Annotated in this window: 12 protein-coding genes; 6 read left to right on the top strand and 6 right to left on the bottom strand. The window is 74.3% G+C overall.

From position 1 onward, the window contains the following. Positions 1 to 28: 28 nt before the first annotated feature. The 4 genes from ACRYM0_RS12085 to ACRYM0_RS12070 all read right to left on the bottom strand — a co-directional run bounded on the left by ACRYM0_RS12085 (position 29) and on the right by ACRYM0_RS12070 (position 5,733). The gene (locus ACRYM0_RS12085; protein WP_432505373.1) at positions 29 to 1,645 is read right to left on the bottom strand and encodes a methyl-accepting chemotaxis protein; all 1,617 of its coding nucleotides are present in this window, start codon (positions 1,643 to 1,645) and stop codon (positions 29 to 31) included. 112 nt (positions 1,646 to 1,757) lie between these two features. After that, on the bottom strand, positions 1,758 to 3,374 hold the full coding sequence (locus tag ACRYM0_RS12080) for a methyl-accepting chemotaxis protein (protein ID WP_432505371.1): 1,617 nt from the start codon (positions 3,372 to 3,374) through the stop codon (positions 1,758 to 1,760). Between the two features lie 96 nt (positions 3,375 to 3,470). Continuing rightward, on the bottom strand, positions 3,471 to 4,508 hold the full coding sequence (locus tag ACRYM0_RS12075; RefSeq protein WP_432505369.1) for an endonuclease/exonuclease/phosphatase family protein: 1,038 nt from the start codon (positions 4,506 to 4,508) through the stop codon (positions 3,471 to 3,473). A gap of 7 nt (positions 4,509 to 4,515) precedes the next feature. Then, positions 4,516 to 5,733 (bottom strand): ABC transporter ATP-binding protein, encoded by a 1,218-nt coding sequence (locus tag ACRYM0_RS12070; RefSeq protein WP_432505367.1) that lies wholly within the window; start codon positions 5,731 to 5,733, stop codon positions 4,516 to 4,518. 107 nt (positions 5,734 to 5,840) lie between these two features. Here ACRYM0_RS12070 and ACRYM0_RS12065 point away from each other — a divergent pair, with 107 nt between their 5' ends. Then, the gene (locus ACRYM0_RS12065; RefSeq protein ID WP_432505399.1) at positions 5,841 to 6,341 is read left to right on the top strand and encodes a PH domain-containing protein; all 501 of its coding nucleotides are present in this window, start codon (positions 5,841 to 5,843) and stop codon (positions 6,339 to 6,341) included. Continuing rightward, positions 6,338 to 7,882: a PH domain-containing protein gene (locus tag ACRYM0_RS12060; RefSeq protein WP_432505366.1), complete on the top strand. Its 1,545-nt coding sequence runs from the start codon at positions 6,338 to 6,340 to the stop codon at positions 7,880 to 7,882. The genes ACRYM0_RS12065 and ACRYM0_RS12060 overlap by 4 nt, the downstream gene beginning before the upstream one ends. A gap of 145 nt (positions 7,883 to 8,027) precedes the next feature. Here the strand turns inward: ACRYM0_RS12060 and ACRYM0_RS12055 are convergent, their stop codons facing one another. Both ACRYM0_RS12055 and ACRYM0_RS12050 read right to left on the bottom strand, forming a co-directional pair. Beyond that, entirely contained in the window at positions 8,028 to 8,207 is a 180-nt protein-coding gene (locus tag ACRYM0_RS12055; protein ID WP_432505364.1) for a hypothetical protein, read from the bottom strand. A 94-nt stretch (positions 8,208 to 8,301) separates the two neighbouring features. Further along, a complete protein-coding gene (locus tag ACRYM0_RS12050; protein WP_432505362.1) occupies positions 8,302 to 9,012 on the bottom strand; it encodes a methyltransferase domain-containing protein in 711 nt (236 codons plus the stop codon). 348 nt (positions 9,013 to 9,360) lie between these two features. On the opposite strand from ACRYM0_RS12050, the gene rfbF reads away from it, so the two are divergent. Genes rfbF through ACRYM0_RS12030 form a run of 4 tightly spaced genes read left to right on the top strand, consistent with a single transcriptional unit; the run spans position 9,361 to position 13,073 of the window. Then, positions 9,361 to 10,173, top strand: coding sequence for a glucose-1-phosphate cytidylyltransferase (gene rfbF, locus ACRYM0_RS12045; RefSeq protein ID WP_432505360.1), 813 nt, complete (start codon positions 9,361 to 9,363; stop codon positions 10,171 to 10,173). A gap of 25 nt (positions 10,174 to 10,198) precedes the next feature. Beyond that, on the top strand, positions 10,199 to 11,245 hold the full coding sequence (locus ACRYM0_RS12040) for an NAD-dependent epimerase/dehydratase family protein (RefSeq protein ID WP_432505358.1): 1,047 nt from the start codon (positions 10,199 to 10,201) through the stop codon (positions 11,243 to 11,245). Next, a complete protein-coding gene (gene rfbC / locus ACRYM0_RS12035; protein WP_432505356.1) occupies positions 11,242 to 11,787 on the top strand; it encodes a dTDP-4-dehydrorhamnose 3,5-epimerase in 546 nt (181 codons plus the stop codon). Before ACRYM0_RS12040 ends, rfbC begins: the two co-directional genes overlap by 4 nt. Further along, positions 11,784 to 13,073, top strand: a complete 1,290-nt coding sequence (locus ACRYM0_RS12030; protein WP_432505354.1) for an NAD(P)H-dependent oxidoreductase — start codon at positions 11,784 to 11,786, stop codon at positions 13,071 to 13,073. The genes rfbC and ACRYM0_RS12030 overlap by 4 nt, the downstream gene beginning before the upstream one ends. The last annotated feature ends 71 nt before the right edge of the window (positions 13,074 to 13,144 follow it).

The raw sequence follows: 13,144 nt of genomic DNA, 5'->3' as shown, positions 1-13,144 counted from the left end.
CGACGCCGCGGGCGCCCGCGGCGCGGTGTCAGACGCGGAAGGTGCCGACGAGCCGCTGCAGGTCGTCGGCGGCGCCGTGGACCTGCTCCGCCGCCTCGGCGGTGCGGGTGGCGCTGCCGGTGGTGCGGGCCGCGGCGTCCGCGAGACCGGAGACGTTCGTCGCGATCTCCTGGCTGCCGGTGGAGACCTCGGTGACGTTGCGGACCATCTCGGCGGTGGTGGCGGACTGCTCCTCCACCGCGGCGGCGATGGTGGCCTGCAGCCCGTCGATGCGGGCGATGACCTCGGTGATCTGCTCGATGGCTCCGGCCGCCGCGCCGGCGTCGGCCTGGGTGGCGTTGATGCGGGTGACGATCTCCTCGGTGGCCCGGGCGGTCTGCTGGGCCAGTTCCTTCACCTCGCCGGCCACGACGGCGAAGCCCTTGCCCATCTCCCCGGCGCGGGCGGCTTCGATGGTGGCGTTCAGGGCCAGCAGGTTCGTCTGCTCGGCGATGGAGGTGATGAGCTTGACGACGTCGCCGATCTCGCGGGAGGAGGCCGAGAGGCGTTCCAGGATCGCGGAGGCGTCGGCGGCGTTGGCGACCGCCGCGGAGGCGACGGAGGAGGCCTCGGCGGTGGAGGAGGCGATCTCGCGGATCGCCGCGCTCATCTCGTCGCCGGCGGCGGCGACGGTGGAGATGGAGGTGCTGATCTCCTCGGTGGCCGCGGCGACGACCTGCGACTGGCCCGCCGACTCCTGGGCACCGGAGGACAGCTCCGCCGACACCCGGGTGAGCTCCTGCGCCGACGAACCCAGCTGCTGGGCGTCACCACCGATCTGCCGCACCGCGGCCCGGAAGCGGCCGGTGGTGTGGTCCAGGGCGCGGGCCATCGCCCCGATCTCGTCCCGGCTGTCGACGCCCACCGTCGCGGTCAGGTCGCCCTCGGCGACGTGCGCCAGGACGTCGGTGACGCGGTGCAGCGGGGCGACGATGCTGCGCCGGATGACCAGCGCGGCGGCCACGGCGAGGGCCAGACCGGCGACGAGCAGCACCAGCACGAGCTGCTGCCCGCGGCGCACGGTGGCGGCGAACTCGTGCCCGGCGGCCAGCGCGACACTGGCCCGTTCCGTCTCCTCGGCCAGCGCCGTCTCGTACGCCTTGCGGGCGTCGCGGTTCGGGCCGAACGAGGCGGCCACGGCGGCGTCGCGGTCGGTGGCGGCCAGGGCGTACTCGGCGCGCAGCGCGTCGAACCAGGCGTCGACCTGCGCCTCGATCGCGTCGACGGTCGCGCGCTCCTCGTCGGTGCGGGCGGCCGTGCGGGCCTGCTCCACGGCGGCGGCGAAGTCGGCCTGGCGGCCCAGGCTCTCGTCGGCGAACTCGGAGTCACCCGTGATGAAGAACCCGCGCTCGTCGGTGGCGGCTGCCTTGGCGGTCAGCGCCGCCTGCTGCAGGCCGGTGATGTAGGGCACCGCCCTGCCCACCTCGGCCTGGCGCTGAGCGCGCAGGTCCGCCGTCACCGACAGGGCGACCAGCCCGACCGCGACGGCGGCGACCGCGACGAGCGCGGTGGCCAGCAGCAGCCGCGTGCCGACCTTCCGGTCGGCCAGCCAGCGCCGCACCGCCCCCTGCCGGTGCGGTGCCGCGCGGTGTCCCTCGGTGCTCACGTCGTACGTCCCCTCGTCGTCCCGGGGACCGGTGGCCGCCCCCCGGGGGACCTTCGGCGGTCCGGGTCCCGGTCTTGAGCACCCGGGGGCCCGGACCGCCGGGAGGGCCGCGTCAGACGCGGAAGCGACCCACCAGCTCCTGCAGCCGGGCGGACGTCTGCGCGAGCTCGCGCGCGACCACCTCGCCCTCCGCGAGGGAGGCGCTGGTGGCGCGGGTGGCCGAGGCGACCCCGTCGATGCTGCCGGCGATGCCCGCGGCGCCGCCGGCGGCCTCGCCCACGCTGCTGCTCATCGCGGCGGTCGTGGCGGTCTGCTCCTCCACGGCCGAGGCGATCGTGCCCTGGTAGTCGCTGATGGTGCCGACGATGCGCGTGATGTCCGCGATGGCCCGCACCGCGCCCTCGGTGTCGGTCTGGATGGTCGCCACCCGCCGGGAGATGTCCTCGGTGGCCTGGGCGGTCTGCTGGGCCAGCTCCTTGACCTCGCCGGCCACGACGGCGAAGCCCTTGCCCATCTCCCCGGCGCGGGCGGCTTCGATGGTGGCGTTCAGGGCCAGCAGGTTCGTCTGCTCGGCGATGGCGGTGATGACCTTCACGACGTTGCCGATCTCCGCGGACGACTCGCCCAGCTTGGAGACCGTCTCGTTGGTGCTGGAGGCCACCTCGACGGCCTCCTGCGCCACCCGGGCGGCGTCGTTGGCGTTCTGCGAGATCTCGTGGATCGACAGGCCCATCTCGGAGGCGCCGTCGGCCACGGTCTGCACGCTGCTGGAGACGTCCGCGGCGGAGGCGGCGACCACGTCGGCCTGACCGGCGGCCTCCTGGGCGCTGGCCGCGATCTGCTCCGTGACGCCGGCGAGGCGGCGTGAGCTGTGGTCCAGGGTGCCGGTGGACTCCGACAGCTGCCGCACCAGGGAGGCGATGCCCTCGCGCGCGCGGTTCACGGCCCCGGCCATGGCGCCCAGCTCGTCGCGGGAGTGGACGGCCGCCTCGACCGTCAGGTCGCCGCCGGCCACCGCGTCCAGGGCGGTGCTCACCGAGCCGAGCTGGCGACCGATGGTGCGCACGACGAACACCGCCAGGGCGCCGGCGAGCGCGAGCCCGGCGACGAGCGCGGCGATCACCACCGTGCGCGCCCGGCGGTACTCGGCGGACGCGGCCGTGGACTTCTCCTCGGCCTGCTGCGCCTCGGCGTCCTGCAGGGCGGCGATGGCGTCGTTGAAACCGGTCTCGGCCGCGTTGAAGGCGGGACCGATCTCGTCCGCGGCGGGCATGGTGAACCCGGCGGGGGGCGCCTGGTGGAACATGATGACCTCGCGCAGGGCGACGAAGTCGGCGTAGGACGAGCGCAGCGCCTCCACGGCCGCGGTGGTGGCCGTCCCGTTCGCGGCGGCCTCGTAGCGGTCCAGGGCTTCCGCGAGCTGGGAGTCCGCCTCCAGCACGGCGCCGTGGGCCTCGGCCAGCGCGGCCTCGTCCTGACCGCGGAGGCTGTTCAGCATCGTGGCGCGGTACATGTCCGCGATCCCGCCGCGCACGGTCGCGATCTCCCGCATCCCGTCCACGTGCTCGGTCTTGACGGCTTCCAGCTCGGTGTTGAGGGCGGCCATCCCGGAGACCCCGACCCCGCCCACGCCGACGGCCACCGCGGACGCCGCGAGCAGCGCCGCGGAGATCTTCACGGTGACGGAGCGGTCGGCGAGCAGGCGGCGGGGGGTCTCGGGTGCGTCCACGGCGGGTCTCCTCGGCGAGCTGGACGGCACGGCGGCTCCTCCACCTGCTCGTCCTCCCCTCTTGCGTCGGCGTCCCGCCGCGGCTCCTTGAGCCTTTCACCGCCTCCAGCGCAGGTCCGCCACGACGGGGGCGTGGGTGCTGCCCCCCGCGGGGCCCTCGGCGTCGGCGACCGGTTCCAGCCCGGCGGTGAGCACCACGTCCACGCGGGCGTACCCCGGGTTGGACCCGCGCGTCAGCTGCGGGCGGGTGCCCACCGCCCGGTGCACGTCGGTGAGGCCGCCACCGTCCGGCCCGTCGCCGGTGAGCACCCGCAGCGGCTCGTTGAAGTCGGAGGAGTTCAGGTCCCCGCCGAGCACGACCGGCCCCTCGGCGGCCAGCTCGCGCGCCACCTGCGCGTAGCGGCGGGCCTCGGCCACGCGGGTGGCGGCAGCCTCCGTCGTGCCGCCCGCCGGGTTGTTCTCCCGGCCCCGGGGCGAGCACCCCAGGCACGGGGAGGCCAGGTGCAGGGAGAGCACCGGCAGCGCCGCGGGCCCGCCCAGGGCGCCGGCGTCCAGGACCACCACGTGGGCCGGTCGCGCCCCCTCCGGCAGGCCCGTGACCGCGCGGGTGGACGTGATGGGCACCGTGGACCACACGGCGTCGCCGTCGGTGCCGCCGCCGTCGTCGCCGCCCACGCGGCTCGCCGCCCCGTACCAGCGGTGCGGGTACTGCGCGTAGTGCTCGTCCAGGTACCGCCGGGCGTCGGGGCTGACCTCCTGCAGCAGCAGCACGTCGGGCTGCCACCGCTCCACCAGCAGGCGCAGCCCGTCCAGGCCGCGGGTGCCGGTGAGGTTGAACGTCGCCACCCGCAGGTCGGCGCTGCCGCCGCCGCGCCCGGGCAGCGCCAGCGGGCCCAGCAGCGCACCGGCCGCCACGGCCGGCGCCACGACCGCCGCCAGCACCCCCCACGCCCGCACCGCCACCGCCACCGGCACGGCCACCAGCGCCGGCGGCAACCACCAGAACGCGGTCAGCCCCGCCACGTAGGTGGCCGCCGTGCCGTCGCCGAGCACGAGGACCGCTCCCAGCGCCGCGCTCGCGCCGGCGCCGTACAGCACGGCCAGCGACCGGGTGAGCCGGCCGGCGGCGCTCACCGGCGCCTCACGCCGCGCCGCTGCCGTCCGGGTCGCTGCTGTCCGGGCCGGTGGGCCGCGCGCCGCTGCGCAGCGCGGTGTGCACCACGTCGGGGGTGATGACCCCCAGGAACTCCGCCCCGTCCAGCACGGGCAGGAACCGCAGCTCCTGCGCCAGCAGCGCGGAGAAGGCCGTGCGCATCGTCTCGGCCCGCTGCACCGTCACGTCGAACGGCAGCGTCCAGTCCGCGACGCGGCCGGCGCGGTCGCCGCGGCGCATCGCCTCGGTGAGCGGGGCCCGGGGCACCCAGCCGACCAGCTCGCGGCGCTCGCCGTCCAGCACGACCCCCCAGGAGCGCCCGTCCACCTCCAGCGCCGTCGAGGCGTACGCGACGCCGTCGCCGGGCGCGAGGGTCGTGGGGGTCTCCAGGTCCTCGGGCCGGATGGGGGTGACGGCCAGACGGCGCAGCCCGCGGTCGGAGCCGACGAACTCCACGACGAAGTCGGTGGCGGGCTCGGACAGCAGGGTCGCGGGAGCGGCGTACTGCTCCAGGTGCCCGCCGGTGGACAGCACCGCGATGCGGTCGGCCATCCGCACCGCCTCGTCCAGGTCGTGGGTGACGAACAGGGCCGTCTTGCCCAGCTCGGTCTGCAGGCGGCGGAACTCCACCTGCAGCCGGTCGCGCACCACCGGGTCCACGGCCCCGAACGGCTCGTCCAGCAGCAGCACCGGCGGGTCGGCGGCCAGCGCGCGGGCCACCCCGACGCGCTGCTGCTGCCCGCCGGACAGCTCCGCGGGGTAGCGGCGCCCGTGCACGTGCGGGTCCAGGCCCACCAGCTCCAGCAGCTCGTCGGCGCGCCGGCGGCGCTCCCTGGCGTCCCAGCCGAGCAGCTTGGGGACGGTGGCGACGTTGTCGCGCACGGAGCGGTGCGGCATCAGCCCGCCCGCCTGGATGACGTAGCCGATGCCGCGGCGCAGCTCGACGGCGTCCACGCCGGAGGTGTCGCGGCCGTCGACGAGCACCCGGCCGCTGGTGGGTTCCACCAGCCGGTTCACCATCCGCAGGATCGTGGACTTGCCGCAGCCGCTGGGGCCGACGAGGGCCACGAGCTCACCGCGCCGCACGTCCAGCGTCAGCTCCCGCACCGCCTCGGTGCCGTCGCGGTAGCGCTTGCCGACCCCCTCGAAGCGGATGGCGACGTCGTCCTGCGCCACCCCCGGTCCGCTGCCGCCCTCGCTGATCACACCGGGAGCCTCGCCGACGCCGCCGCGCGGCGCAACGCGTCTGGCACCCTGACGGGGTGGACCACGGGGCGGATCACGGGGGCGGCGCGAGCGGCGGGAACGACGCGGTGGACCGCTGGGCCGCACCGGTGGACCCGTTCGACCCGCCGGGCGTCACGTGGCAGCGGGTGTCGCCGCGGCTGGCGACGTCCCAGCGCGTGACGGGCACGATCTGGGCGGCCCCGGTGTTCGTGGTGCTGCTGGTGCTGGCGGTGCTGCTGACCTGGTGGATCGCGATCGGCGCCGCCGTCGTGGCGGCGCTGTGGGCGTGGGGGTGGTGGCTGACCGGCCGGCAGGTGCCGGCCTGGGGCTACGCCGAGCGCGACGACGACCTCCTGGTGCGCCACGGCCTGCTGTTCCGGTCCCTGGTGGTGGTGCCGTACGGGCGCCTGCAGTACGTGGACGTGCAGGCCGGCCCCGTGGACCGCCGCTTCGGGCTGGCCAAGGTCCAGCTGCACACCGCCTCCCCGGACTCGGACGCGGCCATCCCCGGCCTGCCGCCGGAGGAGGCCGCCCGGCTGCGCGACCGGCTCGCCGCGCGCGGGCGGGCCCGGCTGGCGGGGCTGTGAGCGCCACCGGCCCCGAGGGACCCGAGGGACCCGAGGGTCCGCAGCCGGGCCCGCGGCCCGCCGAGCCGGCGCTGGAGAACGTCGACCCCGCCGTCGCCGGGCAGCTGGACGCCTCGACGCGCGCGGTGCTCGAGGACGCCGGCTGGCGGCGGCTGCACCCGGTGACCCCGGTGCTGCGGGCGTGGAAGATCGTCGCCGCGGTCCTGGCCTTCGCCGTCGTGCAGAACGTCGACGACCTCGCCCGCATCGACGTCGAGGCGTGGCTGCTCACGCTGTTCATGCTCGGCGGGCTGCTGGTGCTGGCGCTGGTCGGTGCCGTCTACAGCGCCGTCGCGTGGCGTCGCACCCGCTACCGCGTGGACGCCGAGGCGGTGCACGTGGAGCACGGCGTGCTGTGGCGCCAGCAGCGCAGCGCCCAGCTGGACCGGCTGCAGGCCGTGGACGTGGTGCGCCCCCTGCTGGGGCGGCTGCTCGGGCTGGCGGAGCTGCGCCTGGAGGTGGCCGGCGGGTCCGGCAGCCAGGTCTCGCTGGCGTACCTGCGCGAGGACGAGGCGCAGCGGGTGCGCAACGCGCTGCTCGCCGCGGCCGCCGGCGTGCGGGTGGACAGCGACGAGCGGGGCACCGTCAGCGCGCCGGAGGCCCCGCAGCGGCCGGTGGTGCACGTGCCGCCGGGCCGGCTCGTCGCGGCGACGCTGCGCTCGGTCTCCACGGTCGTGGTGGTGCTGGCGGCGGTCGGGCTGGTCGTGGGGTGCGTCCTCGCGCGCAGCACCACGCCGCTGGTGGCGGCGCTGCCGGGCGTGCTGGGCGTGGGTTCCGCGGTGTGGCAGCGCTTCAGCCGCGGGTTCAACTTCACCGTCGCGCACTCCCCGGACGGCATGCGCCTGACCCACGGCCTGCTGGAGCAGCGCTCGCAGACGGTGCCGCCGGGGCGGGTGCAGGCGCTGAGCATCACGCAGCCGCTGCTGTGGCGCCGGCCCGGTTGGTGGCGCGTGCAGGTCAACGTCGCCGGGTACGCGTCCGGCCCGGGCGAGGACGGGCAGGAGGCGGCCACCGTGCTGCCGGTGGGCACCGAGGAGGAGCTGGCCCGGGTGCTGGCGATCGTGCTGCCCGCGCTGGGCGCGAGCGGTCCCGGTGGTGCCCTGGACCTGGTGCGCGACGGGCTGACGGGCCGCGACGCGGAGGGCGGGTACACGGCGGTGCCGCGCGCGGCCCGCTGGCTGGACCCGGTCGCGTGGCGCCGCGACGGCTACCTGGTCACCGAGCACGCGTTCCTGGCGCGCGGCGGGCGGCTCGTGCGGCGCCTGGACGTGGTGCCGCACGCCCGCACCCAGAGCCTCGGGCTGGCGCAGGGGCCGCTGCAGCGGCGCATGGGCCTGGCCAGCGTCGCGCTGCACTCGACGTCCGGGCCGGTGAAGCCGCGGGTGGACCACCTGGCGGCACCGGTGGCGGCACGGCTGCTGGCCGAGCAGTCGCAGCGGGCGCGCGCCGCGCGCGAGAGCGCGGGGCCGGAGCGCTGGATGTCGGGCGACGAGGTCGGCTGACCCGCCCGCCGCACCCCCACCCTGCGGTGATCATGCACTCCGCCCCACCCGTCACACGGGCGCGGGCGGAGAGCCGGCCGCAGCACCCGCCGACGGCCACCCGGGGCGACCACGGCCGGCGACCACGGCCCCCCGGGGGCGCGCGTCAGCGGTGCGTGCCTCCGCTGCCGCGGCGGCGCAGCTGGGAGACGGCGGCGTCGATCTTCCGCCGGGTCGCGGGGTCCTTGGCCGCGGCCTGGACCCGCCGGGCCGCCTCCTGGGTGAGCCGGCGCCCCTGCGGCGTCGACATGAACCTGGTGACCTTGCCGAGCAGTCCTGCGGCCACTTCGTCCTCCTCGTCCGTGCGTCCTGTCCTGCCCGCACGTTCTCGCGCACCGCGCGCTCCCGCCACCGGGCGGTGCGCGGACCGGGGCCGCGGGTCAGTCCTTGCGCAGCACCACGGCGACGTCGGTGACGGTGAACAGGAACTCCCCCGCGTCGGCGCTGCGGCGCAGGCCCTCGATCCAGCCGGCGGCGCGGGCCGCCAGCGAGGGGTCGTCGGCGACGGCGGAGAGCACCCCGGTGGCGACCTTCCAGGCCACCGAGCCCTCGTCGAAGCGGCGGTGCGGGTCGGCCCAGGAGTGCACCGACCGCACGGTGAAGGAGCTGCGGGCGGCGTGGCGCAGCAGCTTGCGGCCGGCGAAGCCGTCGGTGGGGGAACCACCCGCGGGGGCGTGGGCGACGAACCGGTCCAGCAGGGTGCGGGTCAGGGCGTCGTCGTCGCTGGTGAACAGGGCGGTGTCCCAGTCGGAGTGGGCCAGCACGGCGGTGCCGCCCGGGCGCAGCACCCGGTGGACCTCGGCGAGGTGGGCCCCGACGTCGTGCAGGTGCTCGACGGCGTTGAGGGAGACGGCGACGTCGGCGCTCGCGTCCTCCAGGGGCAGGGCGGACAGGTCGGCGATGTGGGCGCGCACCCGCTCGTCGAGCAGCAGGTCGTCGTCGAGGGTGGATCCGACGTCGACGGCGTGCACGAGGCGGGGGCCGGAGCGCAGCAGGGCGCGGGTGGTGCGCCCGGAGCCGCAGGCCAGGTCCAGCACCACCGAGCCCGCGGGGGGGCCGGCCAGCGCCGCGATGTTCTCGAACCGTCCCACGGCAGGAGCGTATGCCCGCCGTCGTGGTGCCGCCCGTGCCGGTGCGGGCGTCGAACCGGCGCAAGTCGGTGTCTCTGGGTGATGAATCCTGTGCGTTCCGTCGCTACCAGGGGGTGCTGTGCCGCCGGACGGGGAGTCTTGCGAGCAGTATCAGAAGATCCGGTCTCGTGCCGGAGGGCCTGTAGTAGCCTCGGCACGCATCTCGACGGAGAACTGGCGGCGCGAATTCGTGGGGGGTTCGATCCGCCGCCGGGGAACGTCTCCGAGTGTGGCCCCCACCTGTCCACGGCCCCGCTACCGCGGGTGCCGGACGACGTCCAGCCGGATCGAGTGAGGGAACAACTGACGATGAGCGCTGCCACGCCCGTGTCCGAAATCCCGGTGGTCATCCTCTGCGGGGGCATGGGGACCCGCCTGCGCGAGGCCAGCGAGAAGCTGCCCAAGCCGCTGGTCGACATCGGTGGTCGGCCCATCCTGTGGCACATCATGAAGCTCTACAGCGCTCACGGCTTCCGCAAGTTCGTGCTGTGCCTGGGCTACAAGAGCGACATGATCAAGCGGTACTTCCTCGACTACCGCATCAACGCGGGCGACTTCACGCTGAACCTCTCCTCGCAGGAGGCCCCGACCTACCACACCAACGGTGTGGAGGAGGACTGGGAGATCACGTTCGTCGAGACCGGTCTGACCACCGCGACCGCCGCCCGCATCAAGCGCGTCGAGCAGCACCTGACCGCCGACACGTTCCTCCTCACCTACGGCGACGGCCTCGGCGACGTCGACATCGCCAAGTCCCTGCGCGACCACGAGGCCGGCGGCCGACTGGCCACCGTCACCGCGGTGCACCCGAGCTCGCGCTACGGCGAGATGCACGTCACGGGCGACACCGTCACCGAGTTCAACGAGAAGCCGACCCTGGCGGACGGCTGGGTCAACGGCGGGTTCTTCGTCTTCGACCGCGCCTTCGCGGACAAGTACCTCGAGGACGACCCCGACATGATGCTCGAGCAGAAGCCGCTGCAGACCGTGGCCCGTGACGGCCAGCTGACGGTCTCCCGGCACGAGGGCTACTGGCTGGGCATGGACACCTTCCGCGAGTGGACCGAGTTCAACAAGCTCTGGGACTCCGGCAAGGCCCCCTGGAAGATCTGGGAAGACTGAGCACCCGAGGAACCGGAGAACCGCTGTGAAGATCGTCGTCACCGGCACCGAGGGCTACCTCGGCTGCCTGCTCGCCCCGACCCTGCTGGAGTCCGGCCACTCGGTGCTGGGCATCGACACCGGGTACTACAAGCAGGGCTGGCTCTACAACGGCGTCACCGCCTCGGTCGAGACGCTCGCCAAGGACATCCGCCACATCACCGCCGACGACCTGCGCGGTGCCGACGCGGTCGTGCACATGGCGGAGCTGTCCAACGACCCCCTCGGTGAGCTCATCCCGGACGTCACCTACGTCGTCAACCACAAGGGCTCGGTGCGCCTGGCCGAGATGGCCAAGGCCGCGGGCGTCTCCCGCTTCGTCTACATGAGCTCCTGCTCGGTGTACGGCGTCGCCGACGACACCGTCGACGAGACCTCCCCGGTCAACCCGCAGACCGCCTACGCCGAGTGCAAGGTCATGGTCGAGCGCGACCTGTCCCCGCTCGCGGACGACGACTTCTCCCCGACGTACATGCGCAACGCGACCGCCTACGGCGCCTCGCCCCGCCAGCGCTTCGACATCGTGCTGAACAACCTGGCCGGCCTGGCGTTCACCACGGGCAAGATCGCCATGACCTCCGACGGTTCGCCCTGGCGGCCGCTGGTGCACGGCCTGGACATCGCCAAGTCGATCCGCGCCGTCCTCGACGCCCCCCGCGAGGCGATCCACGACCAGGTCTTCAACGTGGGCGACTCCCAGCAGGTCTACCGCGTCCGCGAGATCGCCGAGGCCGTCGGCCGCGCGCTGCCCGAGGCCGAGATCACCTTCGGCGAGAGCAACGGCGACAACCGCAGCTACAAGGTGAACTTCGACAAGATCCACTCGACGCTGCCCGGCTTCTCCTGCGACTGGGACGCCGACAAGGGCGCCGCCCAGCTCGTCGAGGTCTTCAAGGCCATCGACCTGGACGAGGAGACCTTCAAGGGCCGCGGTCACACCCGGCTCAAGCAGCTCGAGCACCTCATCAAGACGGGGCAGCTCGACAAGGAGCTGTTCTGGAACTACCAGCCGACCAGCGGGATCGCCCAGTGAAGATCACCACGACCGACATCGAGGGCGTCGCGATCGTCGACCTCGAGGAGCGCGCCGACGAGCGCGGGTTCTTCGCCCGCACGTTCTGCCGCGACGAGTTCGAGGCCGCCGGGCTGATCCCGGCCGTCGAGCAGTGCAACCTCTCGTACAACCACGCGGCCGGCACGCTGCGCGGCATGCACACCCAGGTCGACCCTGCTCCGGAGGCCAAGCTGGTGCGCTGCACCGCCGGGGCCATCCAGGACGTCATCGTCGACCTGCGCGAGGGCTCGCCCACGTACCTCGAGCACGTGGCCGTGGAGCTGACCGCGCAGAACCGCCGCGCGCTGTACGTCCCGCCGTACTTCGCGCACGGGTACCTCACGCTCACCGACGGTGCCGAGGTCGTGTACCAGGTCAGCCAGAAGTACACCCCGGGCACCGAGCGCGGCCTGCGCTACGACGACCCGGACCTGGCGCTGCCGTGGGCCCGCGACGTCGCCGTCATCAGCGAGAAGGACAAGTCCTGGACGCTGCTGGCCGACGGGGCGGTGCTGTCGTGATCATCGTCGACAACGCCCTGAAGCAGCGGCAGGCCGAGGGGCGCCCGATCCGCGTCGCCCTCGTCGGCGCCGGGTTCATGGGCCGCGGCGTCGTCAACCAGGTCGTGAACTCCGTGCCCGGCATGGACCTCGTCGCGATCGCCAACCGCACCGTGTCCAAGGCCCGCGACGCCTACGAGCAGGCCGGGCTGACCGGCGTGGTCGAGGCCGACGACGCCGCCGCCGTGGACAGGGCCATCTCCGCCGGCACGCCCGTCGTCTCCGCCTCCTACGAGGCGGTCGTCGACGCCGGCCAGGTCGAGGCCGTCATCGAGGCCACCGGCAACACCGAGTACGGCGCCCACGTGGTCGTGCGCGCCATCGAGTCCGGCAAGCACGTCGTGCTGCTCAACGCCGAGGTCGACGGCACCGCCGGCCTGGCGCTGCGCAAGCGCGCCGAGAAGGCCGGCGTGGTCTACACCGGCGCCGACGGCGACCAGCCCGGCGTGCAGATGAACCTGCTGCGGTTCGTGCGCTCCATCGGCGTCACGCCGCTCGTGGCGGGCAACATCAAGGGCCTGCAGGACGAGTACCGCAACCCCACCACCCAGGAGGGGTTCGCGAAGAAGTGGGGCCAGGACCCGTACATGGTGACGAGCTTCGCCGACGGCACCAAGGTGTCGTTCGAGCAGGCCCTCGTCGCCAACGCGGCCGGGTTCACCGTGGAGGAGCGCGGCATGCGCGGCGCCGACCACCACGGGCACGTCGACGAGCTGACCGCGAAGTACGACGTGGACCAGCTCAAGGAGCTCGGCGGCGTCGTGGACTACGTCGTCGGCGCGAAGCCCGGCCCGGGCGTGTACGTCCTGGGCACCCACGACGACCCCAAGCAGCAGCACTACCTCAACCTGTACAAGCTGGGCGAGGGGCCGCTGTACTCGTTCTACACGCCGTACCACCTGTGCCACTTCGAGGTGCCGCTGACCGTGGCGCGCGCGGTGCTGTTCCGCGACGCCGCCATCGTCCCCGGCGACACCGTCACCGTCGAGGTCGTCACCACCGCCAAGACCGACCTGGCGGCCGGGAAGACCATCGACCGCCTCGGCGGGTACGACACCTTCGGCGTGGCCGAGCGCTACGACGTCACGAAGGCGCAGAACCTGCTGCCGATGGGCGTCGCGGAGGGCTGCACCCTCAAGCGCGACGTCAAGAAGGACGAGGTCCTCACCTACGACGACGTCGTGCTGCCCGAGGGGCGCCTCATCGACGCCCTGCGCGCCGAGCAGGCGGCGATCCTCGCCGACTGACCCGCCCCACCCCCTCCCTCCCCGCCCCTCCTGGGCGGAAACCATGGTTTCCGCCCAGGAGGGGCGGGGAG

This window comes from Kineococcus arenarius subsp. arenarius, assembly GCF_050871845.1.
In the GTDB taxonomy this organism is placed as follows: domain Bacteria; phylum Actinomycetota; class Actinomycetes; order Actinomycetales; family Kineococcaceae; genus Kineococcus.
This window is presented reverse-complemented; position numbering and strand designations above follow the sequence as displayed.

Bases quoted from the DNA above. Each gene is read 5' to 3' on its own strand.
- rfbF (WP_432505360.1), top strand. From the start codon at position 9,361: ATGAGCGCTGCCACGCCCGTGTCCGAAATCCCGGTGGTCATCCTCTGC.